Here is a 15,355-nt window from a genome sequence, read left to right as displayed (position 1 = left end):
ATAAGTTACAAAATTATACATTTTGTGACATGCACCAACCATGACATACTGCTGTCAGTGAGCTTGCTATATATTGAAATAAAAGCGTTTAGGAGGCCTATGCATGACTGAACATATGGATAAAATCCTCAGCCGACGCGACCTCAACCGGGCGCTCCTGGCTCGGCAGCTGCTGCTGCGGCGATCGGACATGCCTGTCCTCGCGGCGGTCCGGCACCTCGTCGGGCTGCAGGCGCAAGCCCCCAACCCACCCTACGTGGGGTTGTGGACCCGCCTGCAAAGCTTTCACCATGAGCAGCTGTCGCAGCTCATCCTGGATCGAAGCATCGTGCGCATCGCCTTGATGCGCTCGACGATCCACCTCGTCACGGCAGACGACTGCGTGACGCTGCGCCCGATCCTGCAAGCAGTTCAGGATCGCGGCTTGCAAGGCGCGTTCGGCAAGAAACTTGCCGAACTGGACCTGGACGCGCTTGCCGCCGCCGGGCGAGCGCTGCTTGAGGCGCAGCCGCTCACGTTAGGTGAGCTCGGCAAGCGCCTGGGGGCCCAGTGGCCGCAGCGCGACGCCACGGCCTTGGCGCAAGCGGTGCGCTGCCGCTTGCCGCTGGTACAGGTGCCTCCGCGAGGCATCTGGGGCGCCGCCGGGCAGGCGGTCCACACGACCGCGGAGGCGTGGCTCGGTCGCCCGCTGGCGGAGGCGGCCAGTGTGGATGCCATGTTGCTGCGCTACTTGGCGGCATTTGGGCCTGCATCCGTGAAGGATATGCAGGTATGGTCCGGGCTGACCCGGCTGCGCGAGGTCATGGAGCGGCTGCGCCCCGGCCTGCTCGTCTTTCGCGACGAGCACGGCAATGAGCTGTTCGACCTGCCGGAGGCGCCACGGCCGGACGCTAGCACGCCTGCTCCCCCTCGCTTCTTGGGGGAGTTCGACAACATGCTGCTATCCTACGACGACCGCTCACGCATTATGGCGGAGGAGCTGAAGCAGCGTGTGTTTACGGATAACGGCATCATTCGCGCAGCGCTGCTTATTGACGGTTTTGTCAGCGGCATTTGGTCCATTGTGATGCACAAACGAAAAGTGTGCGTGTTAACAATCACGTTATTCCGCGCCATATCCTCGTCAGAGCGAGCTAGTGTTGAAGCCGAGGCCGAGGGGCTCTGCTCCTTTCATTTTCCCGAGGCTGAATCCGTGGAAATCTGCTATAACTAAAAAGGCTGCCCCACAAGGTCGGAAACAACCTTTGAGACAGCCTTCTAGGCCATATGAGTAGTTATCTTGGGGTAGGGGGAACTGTGGTCCGCTATTTTTCACGATACAGCCGATTCTTCAGGTTAGTGGGAACTACGTTCCGCTATTTTAGCAAAATTGGCCAAAATACAAGTTCATTATGCGAAATAAGGCCCTGTAGTTCATCTCACCTAGAAATGAGCCCATTTTGGCTCATTTAAGACCCTGTACTTCCCCTATTCCGCCTTGCCGACCACCTGTCGCACATTAAACGCACAACCGGCCTATTTCGCTGCTTTTTCAGCCCATTTCGCCTTCAATGCGCTTTCTACTTCCGCAAGAATCTGATCGGCTGTTTTACCGGCCGTAGAAATACCCAGCTTCTCTGCACGTTTATTCAATGCTGCGGTTTTTTTCGCCTCTTTGCCGGCTGAGAGAGCTGCACGAATCTCTTTCGCTGTTTTGCCGTCTGTTGCAATACCCGCCGCTTTTGCTTTTTCTTGCAGTTTCGTCAACTCAGCTGCTTTCAGCGCCGCTTTGATCTCTTTATTCGTTTTACCTTCCGTGCTAATGCCGAGCTTCGTCGCTTTCGCCTGCAGCTTCGTCAATGCCGCCGCCTTTAATGCTTCTCTCAGCTCTTTGTTCGTTTTTCCATCCGTGCTGATCCCCAGCTTCGTCGCTCTCGCCTGCAGTTTTACCTGCACCGCTGCTTGGATGTCCGCTTTGAGCTGCTCATCTGTTTTGCCGTCTGTGCTGATGCCCAGTTTTACTGCGGCTTTTTTCAAGCGCTCTGTGTTTTGGGCTGCACTTGCCGTTTTCAGTTCATCTTTGATCTGTTTGTTTGTTTTACCGTCCGTCGATATGCCAAAAGCTTGCGCTTTATCCAACAATAATTGTTTAAGTGGATGAAACGTGCTGCTGCTCTGCGATTCCGCCGCAAAAGCCGCCACCGGAACAGTTAATGCAATCGCGCCCACCAAAGCTAGTCCTGTTAATTTTTTCAACATAAGTATCACTCCTCGATTGGTCTATGGTTATGTTTACCTTACGAAACCTATCTTAGCGGATAATTATGTCATAAGTTTGTCATAGCGCGACGTTTAAACAACCGGTAAAAATATTTTAAATACCGTCCCCGCCCCAACCTTTGACTCAACTCGAATAGAGCCTCCGTGGGCTTCAACGATATGTTTACAGATCGTCAGTCCGAGGCCTGCACCGGAGCGATTGCGGCTTTCATCCGCTTTATAGAAGCGGTCAAACAGATGCGGCAGCTTCTCCGGCGCAATACCTTGACCATTATCCCAGACCTCGATCCAGCGCTCATTTCTGACTGCTTTCACCCGAATTCCCGCCTCTGATCCCTCTGGGATATGATTAATCGCGTTATCCAGTAAATTAATGAATACCTGCCTCAACCGATCGGCATCCCCCTGCACCCTGTAGGCCATCTCCGCCTCCGAACTTAGTTCGATCCGTTTGGCCTTGGCTTTCATCTTCAACTGGGTGACCACGTGGGTAATGACATCGGATACATCCATAGGTTGAAAACTCAACTTCACCTGCTTCTCCTCAAAAGAAGACAGCTCCATCAAATCATCCACCAAACTGCTCAGTCGCAGCGTCTCTTGAAGAGATACCTGAATGAACTCCTTGGCATCCTCCGGCTCCACAACACCGTCCGTTATCCCCTGCAGAGAGGCTCGAATCGTCGTCAGCGGCGTCCTCAGCTCGTGTGAAATTTCAGAGAGAAACCTTTTGCGTCCCTCTTCCACCTTCTGCAGCTTGCCTGCCATGCGATTCAGCGATCCCGACAGCGATGCAATCTCGTCCTTCCCTCGAACGGGGACCCTTCCGCTAAAATCCCCCAAAGCCAGCGCCTCCGCTGTCTTGCTCATGAGCTGAATCGGCTTCACAAAATGCCGTGATACAAAGTACAGCACAGCCATCGCCAGTAGCGCCACCGATATGGCCGAGATATAGATCGCTCGATTGATATCGTTGATCGTTCCTTGGATATTCATAATTGGCGTATACAGAAAAATCGCCCCAACCACACGGTTCTCCTGCACCACAGGACGTCCGACAATCAACATTTTCACCGTACTATTCTGGGTAAAATTGCTCCGCACCGTCACCTGATTCCCTGCCAGCACTTTATCCAGCCATTCCTTGCGTGCCGGGGACTCGCCGATGGACTGGAGTTTATCCGCATTCACTTTTGGATGCTTGATCAGAGACACTCGAACGTTGGACGATTTCTCTATCGCACTTATTTGTTTGCGGAAATCCTTCTGCAAGGTGGACCCGTCGAATAACTCTTTGGCTAACTCATCGACCTGTTCAACTTTCTCCAGCAAGAGCTTTTCACTGCGGTCATATGTCTTCTGATTCATGGAATAACCGATCGTTCCTGAAATCGCAAGAATAGACACAACCGTGATGGACATGTAGATAAATAAGAGCTTGCGGTAAAAAGAGTTCAGCATGACTCAGGTCCCTCGAACTTGTAGCCAATGCCCCACACGGTCCGAATGCTCCAGTCTACTTTTCTTTCCGTATGCGCCGATAGCTTCTGTCTTAGACGTTTTATGTATAAGTCAACGACACGGTCTTCCCCCTCAAAATCCCAACCCCATATCTTGGCGATGAGATCTTCGCGAGTGAATACCTGATTCGGATTACGTACAAAAAATAACAGGAGCTCGTACTCCTTTTTGGGCAAAGCGACCAGTTGACCCTCTACGGTGACATCGTGGGAAAGAGCGTCTACCCGCAGGCTGCCGACTTCATAAATGTTTGAGGGCGCTGACGCTTCCGTACGAATCAGCGTTCTGCGAAGTATCGTCGTCACGCGAGCGACCAGCTCGTTCGGGTCAAAGGGCTTGACCAGATAATCGTCTGCGCCCATTTGCAAACCTTCTATTCGCTCATCCACGTGAGCTCTGGCTGTCAGCATCAAGATCGGTACATCGCTCATTGCGCGAATCTTCTGGCACACGGACCAGCCGTCCCGCTTCGGCAGCATAATGTCGAGCACGATGAAGTCGGGCTGCAGCTCTTCGAACTGCGTGAGAGCCTGCTCGCCGTCATTTGCGGTCATCACCGCATAGCCGCTTTTTTCTAAGTAAAGCTTCGTAATGCGGCAAATATTCAGATCATCATCTACCACCAAAACGGTTTTCACAAGGCACACTCCCCTGAAATTAGGTTCTATGACACCATCATACTGGATATTTGTGAATAAAAAATTTATTCATTGCGAAAATGCTGCCGCTTCGGCCACCATCTCGGCGCCGAGACAGTCTTTTTGGCTCTTTCGGTGGACGTTAGGCTTGTTTTTCGGCGTTAACGCAGACTTCCGGCGCGTTCCACACACGTTAGCGATGTTTTTCGACGTTTCAGCGGACGGCACTCGTCTTTTCGGCTCTTTCGCCGGACGTTAAGCTTGTTTTTCAGCGTTAACGCAAACTTCCGGCGCATTCCACACACGTTAGCAATGTTTTTCGACGTTTCAGCAGGCCGCACGCCACTTTTTGGCTCTTTCAGTGGACGTTAGGCTTGTTTTTCAGCGTTAACGCAGACTTCCGGCGCGTTCCACACACGTTAGCGATGTTTTTCGACGTTTCAGCGGACGGCACTCGTCTTTTCGGCTCTTTCGCCGGACGTTAAGCTTGTTTTTCAGCGTTAACGCAAACTTCCGGCGCATTCCACACACGTTAGCAATGTTTTTCGACGTTTCAGCAGGCCGCACGCCACTTTTTGGCTCTTTCGGTGGACGTTAAGCTTGTTTTTCAGCGTTAACGCAAACTTCTGGCGCGTTCCACACACGTTAGTAATGTTTTCGGCGTTTCAGCAGGCCACATGCGACTTTTTGGCTCTTTCGCCGGACGTTAAGCTTGTTTTTCAGCGTTAACGCAAACTTCTGGCGCGTTCCACACACGTTTAGCAATGTTTTTCGGCGTTCTAGCAGCGACGAGGCCCGTTAGTGTTGCCCAGCCACCAAACAAATCAAAAAAAATCCTAGCCTAAGCTAGGATTTTAAACTTTACACTTCAAAAGAGCTTTTCAGCGAAACAATTAGGTTGAACACCAGTTTGTCGCTAGTTGTATGCTTCGGATCCACGTTGAAATAGCCATGGCGGAAAAATTGGAACTTATCATGCGGCTTCGCTTCTTTCATGCCCGCTTCCACAAAACCTTGCACGATTTGCAGGGAGTTCGGGTTCAGGTTTTCTAAGAAGGAGGCATTTTCGTCCTCTTGATCATCTAGAATGAGCGGCTCGTACAAACGGAACTCAGCAGGTACTGCGCTTTTCGCATCAACCCAGTGGATCGTGCCTTTGACTTTACGGCCTGTAAAGCCGCTGCCGCTTTTCGTTTCGATGTCGTACGTACAGTGAAGCTCGATCACTTTGCCGCTGTCGTCTTTGACGAAATCGTTGCATTTGATGAAGTATGCATTTTTCAGGCGCACTTCATTGCCGGGAAATAGGCGGAAATATTTGTTCGGCGGATTTTCCATGAAATCCTCTTGCTCGATGTAGATCTCGCGGGAGAATGGAATTTGGCGGCTGCCCATTTCCGGGTTCTCCGAGTTATTCTCGGCATCCAGCATCTCAACGCTATCCTCCGGATAGTTGGTGATGACGACTTTCAGCGGATTGAGAATACCCATCGTACGGAGCGCCTTCAATTTCAAATCTTCGCGGATAAAATGATCCAGCATTTTCGCATCAACCGTGCTGTTGCTGCGGGCAACGCCGATTTCACGGGCAAAAGTGCGAATCGCTTCTGGTGTAAACCCTCTGCGTCGCAGTCCGGAAATGGTCGGCATCCGCGGATCGTCCCAACCGTCAACGGCCTTCTCGTCTACGAGTTGTTTCAGCTTCCTTTTACTCATTACGGTGTTCGTAAGATTCAAACGTGCAAATTCGTATTGTCTCGGCACATTTGGCATTTCGCACTCGCGGATGACCCAGTCATAGAAAGGTCGTTGATCCTCGAACTCCAGGGTACAGATGGAATGCGTGACACCCTCGATTGCGTCCTCAATCGGATGCGCGTACGCGTACATCGGATAGATGCACCAAGCGTCACCCGTATTGTGGTGGTGAGCATGAACCACACGATAGATCACCGGATCACGGAAGTTAATATTCGGCGAGGACATGTCGATCTTCGCGCGCAGCACGCGTTCGCCATCTTTGAACTCACCGGCGCGCATGCGCTCGAACAAGCTGAGATTTTCTTCCACACTACGGTCGCGATGCGGGCTGTTCGTACCAGGCGCAGTTAAAGTACCGCGACTTTCACGAATTTGATCCGCTGTTTGATCATCTACGTAAGCCAAACCTTTACGAATTAGAATCACAGCGCGGTTGTACATTTCCTCGAAATAATTCGAAGCAAAAAAGAGACCGTCCCATTTAAATCCGAGCCACTCGACATCAGCTTTAATGGATTCCACATACTCTGTATCTTCCTTAACGGGGTTCGTATCGTCAAAGCGGAGGTTCGTTAGCCCTTTGAACTCATCCGCCAATTCAAAATTAAGAACAATTGACTTCGCATGTCCTATATGAAGGTATCCGTTCGGCTCTGGGGGAAAACGGGTGACGACCTGGCTGACTTTGCCTGAATTCAAATCTTCGATTACAATATTCTTAATGAAATTGGACGGGGTGCTCGTTGGAGTCTTCGTTTCCATATTGCGCCAGCCTTTCTCCCAATGGTTAAAGTTTTATTTTCTATCATACACTAAAAGTTACTAAAATATAAAGGAGCCCAAGCGATGGAAACATTCGATCATTATCTGGATAAATACGCAGAACTCGCAATTCGTGTAGGATTAAACGTACAAAAGGATCAAACAGTCGTCATCATGACGCCAATATCATGTGCGGAGTTCGTGCGCAAGCTGACTAAAAAAGCCTATGAGGCAGGCGCGAAAGACGTCGTTGTCGACTGGGATGACGATGAAGTAAAAGCGCTGCGACTCAAGCATGCGCCTGAGTCAACGCTTCGCGAATATCCGATGTGGCGCGCGAACGGCCTGGAAGAAATGGCGAAGAATGACGCTGCATTTCTGCAAATTTACGCACCGAACTCCGACTTGCTTAAAGATGTAGACCCTGAGCGGGTTGCTATTTCCAGCAAAACCGCAGCGACAGCGCGCGAAGGCTTCCTCAATTATATGCGCAACAATCAAGTCAGTTGGTTAATGGTCTCCTACCCGACGGCCGAATGGTCCGCTAAGGTATTCCCGAATTTGAGCGAAGCTGATCGTGTTAAGAAGCTTTGGGAGCAAATTTTCAAACTTACTCGCGTGGATAAAGAAGATCCTGTTGCAGCATGGAATGAACACATTGAGACTTTGACAGGTAAACAGAATATGCTGAACAGCAAGAAATATAAGCAGCTTCATTTCAAGGCAGAAGGTACTGATCTGTACATTGAGCTTGCGCCTAAGCACCAATGGGTTGCTGCAGGAAGCGAAACCGAGAAAGGTGTTTTCTTCATTCCGAACATCCCAACCGAAGAAGTCTTCACCATGCCCGCCAAAACAGGGACGAACGGAACAGTGCGCAGCACGCTGCCTCTGAGCTACCAAGGTTCTCTGATCGACGGCTTCTCGCTTACTTTCGAGCATGGCAAAGTGGTAAAAGCAACCGCCGAAGTAGGGCAAGAAGTGCTGAACAAAATGCTGGATATGGATGAAGGCGCCCGCTATTTGGGGGAAGTGGCACTCGTGCCGTATGATTCGCCGATTTCAAACTCCGGATTGATCTATTACAATACGTTATTTGACGAAAATGCCTCCTGCCACATCGCGTTAGGTAATTCGTATCCTTTCACGATTGAAGGCGGAACGTCGATGAGTCTCGAAGAGCTCAACCAGAATGGTTTTAATAAAAGCTTGATCCACGTCGATTTCATGATTGGTTCAGCCGACATGGCCATTGATGGCTTATCAGAAGATGGCACTCGCGAGCCTTTGTTCCGCAATGGCAACTGGGTGTAAGAACAAGCCATCCTCTCAACAAGAAGACCGCCAAATCAGGAGCACGAGCCCCTAACTTGGCGGTCTTTTATTCAATGATTATGATAGTTCTTGACGACAGCAGACTCTTTCAATACCCATCTGCCCTTCTTCCACTGCCACAGAGAGGTAGCGTAACCAAGCGTATCGGCGTTCGCAATGCCGGTAATACGCTGCACTCCCCTCAGATCACACTTCCCGCTTCCACCCTTATCAACAGGCTTCAAAAGGCTGTATGTATCCACATTCACGATAATCGGCTTAACCACCTTACCGTCTTTGTACACACCAAACTGTTCGTAATCGTCTTTCCTGTCTTTGATATCGATATTGAACGATTTACCGCTCTCTTCGATCTTCATTTTCACCACATAGTTGTTCTTAAAAGTCGCATAGACGCGAAGCGGTGCAGGCAGCGGGATTGCGGTCGGCACATTATTTTTTAGTGAATAGAGATAAAAGGTCGATAATCCGCCGCTTCCCCCATTTTCCGCGGAAACATAAATTTGAGGCAGCTTCTCGCCGATAAAATCGCAGAACTGCATGTTCGGATTGTATCCGCCTTGCAGAGGGATAACGACTTGCGTTTGCCCTGGGCTCGTTACAACAATGAACAACTGGTCATAGTACGGACTGTTCATGTCCAGCTTCGTACCGGAAAGAGCCACCTGATCCAGCACGCCATCGCCTGTCACATCGATGTCACGCGTCTGAATGAGCTGCGCTTGTCTAAGCTGTCCAGGCTGCTGCTGAGACGGTAGCGACGCTGGAAGCTCTTCGTTGTTCGCTGCTTGAGCCACAACCGTCCCCTGGCCCCCTAAGGATAGGCACCCCAGAAGCAAGCCTACTACCGCTGTTTGCAGCGCTATTCTAGCGCTTTTTTGAAACATGTGAATCATCAGACTCCCTTGACTTAGATTTGAGTACGGCTTATTGTTTCAAATTTTTCCAAGTTGTATGCGGGAATCTGGCGTTTTACAGAATAGGAGGCCGACGATATTTTGTTGCCTGCTCAAATGCATACCCCAAAGCCAAAAGCTTTCCTTCGCTGAACGCTCCAGCGGAAAACATGACGCCCATAGGCCCGTCAGCTGTATAACCGGCAGGCACGTTCAGCAGCGGATAGCCGGCACGAGCCGCAATGTCATAACCTTCATCGCCAGGAAAAAACAGCGCATCCAGTTGATGCTCCTCGAGCACATGATCAATGCCGCGAGAGCGTGTAAGCTCCTGATATTTGACTAAATTGCGGAGATAATCATCCTCTGTCAATGTACCGCTGGTTTCTTCTGACCAAATCAGTGTATTTTGCCCATAGACCAACGCCTTCTCTGCATGCTCATGATTGAACGCAATAACCTCCTGCAAAGTATGCACTGGGATGGAGGCATCGAGCTTGGCTAAATAGTCGTTCAGGTCTTTTTTGAATTCGTATCGCAATACGTCTGAATTCCACTCCTCCTGCTCGCATGGAAGCGATACGGGATCAATCACAACAGCACCCTGCTCGCGCAGCACTTGGATAGCATTTTCGGCAATACGTTGCGCTTCCTCATTCAAATTTTTGTAGAACCATCGGGGAATACCAATTCTAGCCCCTTGAAGGCTATCAGCATCCAGAAAGGTTGTGTAATCACTCTGCCTAGGACTGTTCCCTTCACTGGCCAGACTCAAAGGGTCACGTGCATCCACGCCAGTCAGCGCTCCGAGAAGCAGCGCAGCATCCGTAACTGTCCGTGTCATCGGTCCAGGGGTATCCTGCGAGTGAGAGATGGGAATGATGCCAATACGGCTTAGCAATCCTACCGTAGGCTTGAGACCAACCAAGCTGTTATGATGCGCAGGGTTCACGATAGAACCGGATGTCTCCGTCCCGATAGCCGCTGCTGCGAAGCTGGCTGCGGTTGCTGCGCCGGAACCCGAACTGGACCCGCCAACCTCGAAACGTCCCGGACCGTAAGGGTTCAGGACTTGTCCGCCTCGGGAACTATACCCTGAGGGCATCGGTCCGGACATGAAATTGGCCCATTCGGTCATATTCACTTTCCCTAACAACACAGCCCCGGATTCCCGCAGTTTGGCGGCAATAAAAGCATCCTCAGCTGCAAATGACTGCGCCAAGGCCATAGAACCGGCACTCGTATGCATACGGTCACCCGTATCTATATTATCCTTAAGCAGGATCGGAATGCCGTGCAGCGGACCTCGGCTTCCCTGCTTTTGACGCTCATCATCAAGCGCTTGTGCAATTTGAAGCGCATCCGGATTGATTTCCAACACTGCATTGATGGTCTTATTAAATTTTTCAATTCTTTTTACATAGAAAGCAACCAGATCGACGGCACGGATTTCACCTGCTTCCATGGCTTTTTGCATTGTGATGATATCGGCTTCTACAATCCACTCTTCCGGTTTTTCAGACAAATTTGATCGCCTCCTGTAAGTTTCGAGACATGACTACCTAAGTTATACTATACTCTTGGTGTGGGTATTTTTGGAATGCATTCCAGCGGGTATTTTCCGCTCTTCAAATAAGGCAGGTGATCCTCGTGCAAATGATCAAACGAATAACAGACAGCGATATGTTGGGCGGCGATCCTGTATTTATAGACCGCGTTTCCCGCTATTCATCCCGGGGCATTCTCATTGACGGCTTGATGAACATTGCGATGATGTATTTATCGGAATCAGATCTGTACAAGCTGCCTGGCGGCGGGATTGAGGACAATGAGCTACCGAAGGCTGCTTTTTTGCGAGAAATCAAGGAAGAGACCGGCTATGAGGCGGAAATTACGCATGAATTAGGCATTATCGAGGAGCATAAGAACCGTAATCATTTTATGCAGCTTTCCTACTGTTACATTGCCAAAGCGCACCACCCTTCCAGCGCCCCTTCCCTAACAGAGAATGAGTTGAGACTGGGGATGTCCGTCGCCTGGATGACACTCGATGAAGCATTGGACGTAATGGCTACCTCCCTGCACAAATGTCAGCGTTATTCGGCCAAATTCATGCTTTTACGCGATAGAATCATTTTGGAACATGCCGTTAACCTTTTAACCGGACAAGACGGGGCGAAAGGAACGTATTTTTAATCCGTGAGGTGTTTTTTTGAAAATCGACCGTTTACTAGCGATCACCATGCTGCTGTTGAACCGCCGAAGAATAAGTGCGAAGGAGCTTTCGGAGCGTTTCGAAGTGTCTCTGCGAACTGTATACCGGGACGTCGAAGCCATTAACCAAGCGGGTATCCCTATCGTGTCATTTGCCGGGTTGAGCGGTGGGTATGAAATTATGGACCAGTACCGATTGGAGCGCCAATTTCTCTCCCTGGAAGAGCTGCAATCCATTATCGTCGGGTTAAAAGGAATCCGTTCCACAGTCGGCGACCAGGAAATCGGCAACCTGCTTGATAAAGTCGGCGCACTCGTAGCGAAGTCGGAACAAAACACGGCCGCCAGATTGGACGACCAACTCATCATTGATATGAATCCATGGCGACGAGGCAGCGAGGATAAAGAGAAGCTGAACATGCTGCGATCCGCCATTAAGGAATCGAGGCAAATCTCCTTTCAATATATTTCTTCACAAAGCGAACAGTCCATTCGCACAGCGGAGCCTATGAGCATCGTCGCCAAAGGTTTCGGCTGGTACTTGTACGGCTACTGCCTGCTGCGTCAGGATTTTCGGATTTTCCGGCTAAACCGCATGAAGGAAATTGAAGTGCTCTCGGAGACGTTTGAACGCCGGGCTGAGGTGAAAGAACCGTTTCAATATGGCTGGGGCAAAGGAGATCCATCCACATTAATTAATCTGGTTTTGCATGCGCAGCAAAGCATTCAGGCGCAGATTGAGGATTATTTCCAGCCGAAGCAGATCGCTTATCAGACGGACGGCTCCATGATCATTACCGCCAAACAGCCGGACGAGCCCTGGCTGCACAGCCTGCTGCTCGGTTATGGGCCTAGTGTGCGAGTTCTCGAACCCGCCCATCTGGCGGCCGCCATTAAAGAAAAAGCTGAAAAAATTGTTCAGCTCTATTCCTAACACTGACATTATGCTGTCAGTCATGGTTGTCTATACTTAGGGTATATCCAATCTAAGGAGGCTTTCCTCATGTTTAAATCAATTCAAGATTTCGTGAACGAATGGAACGAAGAATCCACAGCGACACAACGTGTACTCGACACACTTACAGATGCATCCCTGAAGCAACAAATCTCACCGGACTTCCGCACACTCGGACAGCTAGCCTGGCATATCGCTACAACCATCCATGAAATGTTATCTCGCGTAGGTCTCGCTTTTGAAGCACCGGAAGGTGATGAGCATGCGCCTGCCTCAGCCAAAACCATAGCCGATGCTTACCGCGCTACATCAGCGGCACTGACAAGTGCCATCCAGTCCCAATGGACGGATGCCAAGCTTACGGAATCCACCGACATGTACGGCCAAATGTGGCTGAATGCGACAACGCTGCGTATGCTGATCTCACACGAAATCCACCACCGTGGTGAAATGATCGTTTTGATGCGACAAGCCGGTCTACGCGTTCCGGATATTTACGGACCCACTCGCGAAGATTGGATAGAAAGAGGCAAGCAGCCGCTAGTCTAATTGACAACTCGAGCCTTGCAACCCTTCATGGGCTATAATGGAAGAAAAGCCCAAGGAGTGGTCTCGCTTGCACAATCAAACCGTCATCGTTACCGGCGCTAATTCTGGAATGGGACTCTCGACAACCGTGGAACTCGCCCGTCAGGGCGCTTACGTGATCATGCTGTGCCGCAGTCAGCCAAGAGGCGAGCTGGCGCTTGCCGAAGCACGCCGTCAGAGCGGTTCAGACCGCATCGAGCTTATGCTTTGCGATCTAGGCTCTCTCGCCAGCGTTCGCGCGTTCGCTGACGCCTTCCTCGCCAAACATAAAGTGCTGGACGTGGTTGTAAACAACGCAGGCGTCGTCACCGTGAAACGGCAAACAACGTCCGACGGTTTCGAAGCGATGCTTGGCGTAAACCATCTGGGCCACTTCCTGCTGACCCAGCTGCTGCTCGAAGCCCTGATTCGCGCCCCGCAGGGGCGGATCGTCAATGTCTCCTCAGGCGCCCACAAGATCGGGCACTTCGACTTCAACAACCCTCACCTGACCCAAGGGTTCAGTGTCTGGAGAGGCTATTCGCAATCCAAGATTGCGAATATTTGGTTTACACGCGAGCAAGCCAAGCGTCTTGCGGGCACAGCAGTGACGGTGAACGCGCTGCATCCCGGCGCGGTCGGCACGAATATCGGTGTCGATCGGGACACCGGATTCGGCAAGGCCGTTCACCGCTTGCTGCGGCCCTTTTTCCTAACGCCGGCACAAGGCGCGGAGACAGCCATTTTTTTGGCGTCCAGTCCGGATGTGCGCTCCGTTAGCGGCGAATATTTTTATAAGAAGAAGATTGCGCCTGTCTCCGAGAAGGCCCTAGATGATAAATTCGCCGAACAGTTCTGGGCATGGAGCGAGCGGGAAGTCGGATTAAGGCCTGAAAAATAAGGGGAGAATAATCAGGTTTACGATCCTGATACACGGAGTGTGACTTCGATTGGACTTCTTTCATAGCCAGGAATCCTTAACTGCGCTTGAATGGATGATGAGAGCTGTTGTGGGCTACTTTTTCCTGCTCATTGCCGCTAAATTGCTCGGACAGCGCTCCATTTCTCAGCTTAGATTCCTGGATTTCATCATTGCATTAATTTTGGGAAACATTATTGCCCACCCTCTCTCGGATGAGCGTTTATCGTTGACCGGCTCTATGATTTCCACCACCGTACTTGTAGTCTTGTACATCTTTACATCCTGGTTAAGCCTGAAGTGGAACGTGCTTAAGCATTTTCTGGATCCGGCGCCTTTGACGCTGATCAAGCACGGGAATATGGTCATGAAAAACTTACGCAAAGCGCGCATTTCGGTAGACCATCTCTTTTCTGAACTGCGGAAGCAGCAGATTGAGGATATTGATAAGGTAGCTCTTGCTTTATGGGAGCCAGGGGGAACGATTTCCGTATTCCTTGAGGCGCAGCACCAACCAGTTACACCCAAAGACATGCACATTCCCACCTCCTCTTTCTCATTAGTTAAGCCGATTATTGTTGAAGGTACGATGAATGAGAAACAGCTAACTCAGCAAGGAAAGAACAGAAAATGGCTTGAAGCCCAGATTCATGCTAATCAGGTTGATTGGGAGGATGTCGTGCTGGCCACCATGGATGATCAAGCTCAAATACGCGTATATACAGAGGCCGATACGACCGAAATAAATGAACGAACGCCTTCCTGAGAAGCGTTCGTTCATTTTTAATTAATGACTAAAACGTTTTTCGATTCTTTTACTAATCACCATCGAAGCCCCTATGAATAGAACGACGTAAATAAGTCGGGACGGATTCTCGATAAACCGATGAATATCATAGCCGATAAAGGAAACCGACATCACCATAACCGCTTTGCCGGCAAGCACAGCAACCAGAAAGGAACGGAATCTCATCCCGACTAACCCTGCCGCCATATTGATGACGACGAACGGTCCCACGGGAAAGAGACTCAGCAGAAACACATAATTAAAAGCCTGCCGGCGTGCCCAAATGAGACTTTTCTGCACCTTAGGTTTCTGCGACCACCGCACTAAATACGGATGTCCAGCCACTTTTTTCACAATCGCGAACGTCACCAAACATCCGCCTACGATCCCGATCCATGAGTACAAAAAGCCGAGCCATAGCCCGTATACAGCCGCATTCACGCTAATAATGACAAGTGTCGGCAGAGGAGGGATGAACGATTTCATAAAAGGTAGAAGAAGACCCGGCAACGGGCCCAGCGACCGGTATTTATCGACCAGCATGGCCAAGTTCTCTTCCGTCATATAAGACAGAAGCTCTGATAATCCCATTGGGAAACACCTACTTTGCTTGCAATAATGAATGGCGGAAGCGCCGCCGTCTATAGGCATGATAGCATATTTTACGAGATTGGAGCACGTTTTGGGGACTATCCCAGACAACGAAAACGGGGCTGACTCAACATGTCGGCAATGACCTGT

15 protein-coding genes are annotated in these 15,355 nt (G+C 50.4%); 8 read left to right on the top strand and 7 right to left on the bottom strand.

The window, feature by feature from the left end; all coding sequences use genetic code 11:
• Positions 1–103 precede the first annotated feature (103 nt).
• Positions 104–1,213: a winged helix DNA-binding domain-containing protein gene (locus ACUN27_RS01470; protein WP_445558274.1), complete on the top strand. Its 1,110-nt coding sequence runs from the start codon at positions 104–106 to the stop codon at positions 1,211–1,213.
• 302 nt (positions 1,214–1,515) lie between these two features.
• Here the strand turns inward: ACUN27_RS01470 and ACUN27_RS01465 are convergent, their stop codons facing one another.
• From ACUN27_RS01465 to ACUN27_RS01455, 3 genes are all read right to left on the bottom strand, one after another.
• Complete coding sequence (locus ACUN27_RS01465) at positions 1,516–2,238, bottom strand: hypothetical protein (protein WP_445558273.1); 723 nt, start codon at positions 2,236–2,238, stop codon at positions 1,516–1,518.
• Positions 2,239–2,331: 93 nt separating this feature from the next.
• Entirely contained in the window at positions 2,332–3,720 is a 1,389-nt protein-coding gene (locus ACUN27_RS01460) for a sensor histidine kinase (RefSeq protein WP_445558272.1), read from the bottom strand.
• Entirely contained in the window at positions 3,714–4,418 is a 705-nt protein-coding gene (locus tag ACUN27_RS01455; protein ID WP_315954476.1) for a response regulator transcription factor, read from the bottom strand. Before ACUN27_RS01455 ends, ACUN27_RS01460 begins: the two co-directional genes overlap by 7 nt.
• A gap of 28 nt (positions 4,419–4,446) precedes the next feature.
• Between ACUN27_RS01455 and ACUN27_RS01450 the strand changes: the two genes are divergently transcribed.
• The gene (locus ACUN27_RS01450; RefSeq protein ID WP_445558271.1) at positions 4,447–4,677 is read left to right on the top strand and encodes a hypothetical protein; all 231 of its coding nucleotides are present in this window, start codon (positions 4,447–4,449) and stop codon (positions 4,675–4,677) included.
• 602 nt (positions 4,678–5,279) lie between these two features.
• Here ACUN27_RS01450 and ACUN27_RS01445 read toward each other — a convergent pair.
• Positions 5,280–6,941 (bottom strand): glutamine--tRNA ligase/YqeY domain fusion protein, encoded by a 1,662-nt coding sequence (locus ACUN27_RS01445; protein ID WP_445558270.1) that lies wholly within the window; start codon positions 6,939–6,941, stop codon positions 5,280–5,282.
• A gap of 84 nt (positions 6,942–7,025) precedes the next feature.
• Here ACUN27_RS01445 and ACUN27_RS01440 point away from each other — a divergent pair, with 84 nt between their 5' ends.
• Entirely contained in the window at positions 7,026–8,255 is a 1,230-nt protein-coding gene (locus ACUN27_RS01440; protein ID WP_445558269.1) for an aminopeptidase, read from the top strand.
• Positions 8,256–8,326: 71 nt separating this feature from the next.
• Here ACUN27_RS01440 and ACUN27_RS01435 read toward each other — a convergent pair whose 3' ends face one another.
• Positions 8,327–9,163, bottom strand: a complete 837-nt coding sequence (locus ACUN27_RS01435) for a hypothetical protein (protein ID WP_445558268.1) — start codon at positions 9,161–9,163, stop codon at positions 8,327–8,329.
• Positions 9,164–9,248: 85 nt separating this feature from the next.
• Positions 9,249–10,697 (bottom strand): amidase family protein, encoded by a 1,449-nt coding sequence (locus ACUN27_RS01430; protein WP_445558267.1) that lies wholly within the window; start codon positions 10,695–10,697, stop codon positions 9,249–9,251.
• Positions 10,698–10,828: 131 nt separating this feature from the next.
• Here ACUN27_RS01430 and ACUN27_RS01425 point away from each other — a divergent pair, with 131 nt between their 5' ends.
• The 5 genes from ACUN27_RS01425 to ACUN27_RS01405 all read left to right on the top strand — a co-directional run bounded on the left by ACUN27_RS01425 (position 10,829) and on the right by ACUN27_RS01405 (position 14,593).
• Positions 10,829–11,368, top strand: a complete 540-nt coding sequence (locus ACUN27_RS01425) for an NUDIX hydrolase (RefSeq protein WP_315954471.1) — start codon at positions 10,829–10,831, stop codon at positions 11,366–11,368.
• 16 nt (positions 11,369–11,384) lie between these two features.
• Positions 11,385–12,320: a helix-turn-helix transcriptional regulator gene (locus tag ACUN27_RS01420; RefSeq protein ID WP_326062570.1), complete on the top strand. Its 936-nt coding sequence runs from the start codon at positions 11,385–11,387 to the stop codon at positions 12,318–12,320.
• Between the two features lie 69 nt (positions 12,321–12,389).
• A complete protein-coding gene (locus ACUN27_RS01415) occupies positions 12,390–12,890 on the top strand; it encodes a DinB family protein (protein WP_445558266.1) in 501 nt (166 codons plus the stop codon).
• Between the two features lie 67 nt (positions 12,891–12,957).
• Positions 12,958–13,809 (top strand): SDR family oxidoreductase, encoded by an 852-nt coding sequence (locus ACUN27_RS01410; RefSeq protein WP_445558265.1) that lies wholly within the window; start codon positions 12,958–12,960, stop codon positions 13,807–13,809.
• Positions 13,810–13,858: 49 nt separating this feature from the next.
• A complete protein-coding gene (locus ACUN27_RS01405) occupies positions 13,859–14,593 on the top strand; it encodes a DUF421 domain-containing protein (RefSeq protein ID WP_326062573.1) in 735 nt (244 codons plus the stop codon).
• Between the two features lie 21 nt (positions 14,594–14,614).
• Here the strand turns inward: ACUN27_RS01405 and ACUN27_RS01400 are convergent, their stop codons facing one another.
• Positions 14,615–15,205 (bottom strand): TVP38/TMEM64 family protein, encoded by a 591-nt coding sequence (locus tag ACUN27_RS01400; RefSeq protein WP_315954466.1) that lies wholly within the window; start codon positions 15,203–15,205, stop codon positions 14,615–14,617.
• Between the last annotated feature and the right edge of the window lie 150 nt (positions 15,206–15,355).

Source organism: Paenibacillus sp. WC2504 (assembly GCF_052682475.1).
Note: the sequence above shows the minus strand (reverse complement) of the source record. Positions and strands in the feature narration are given on the sequence as shown.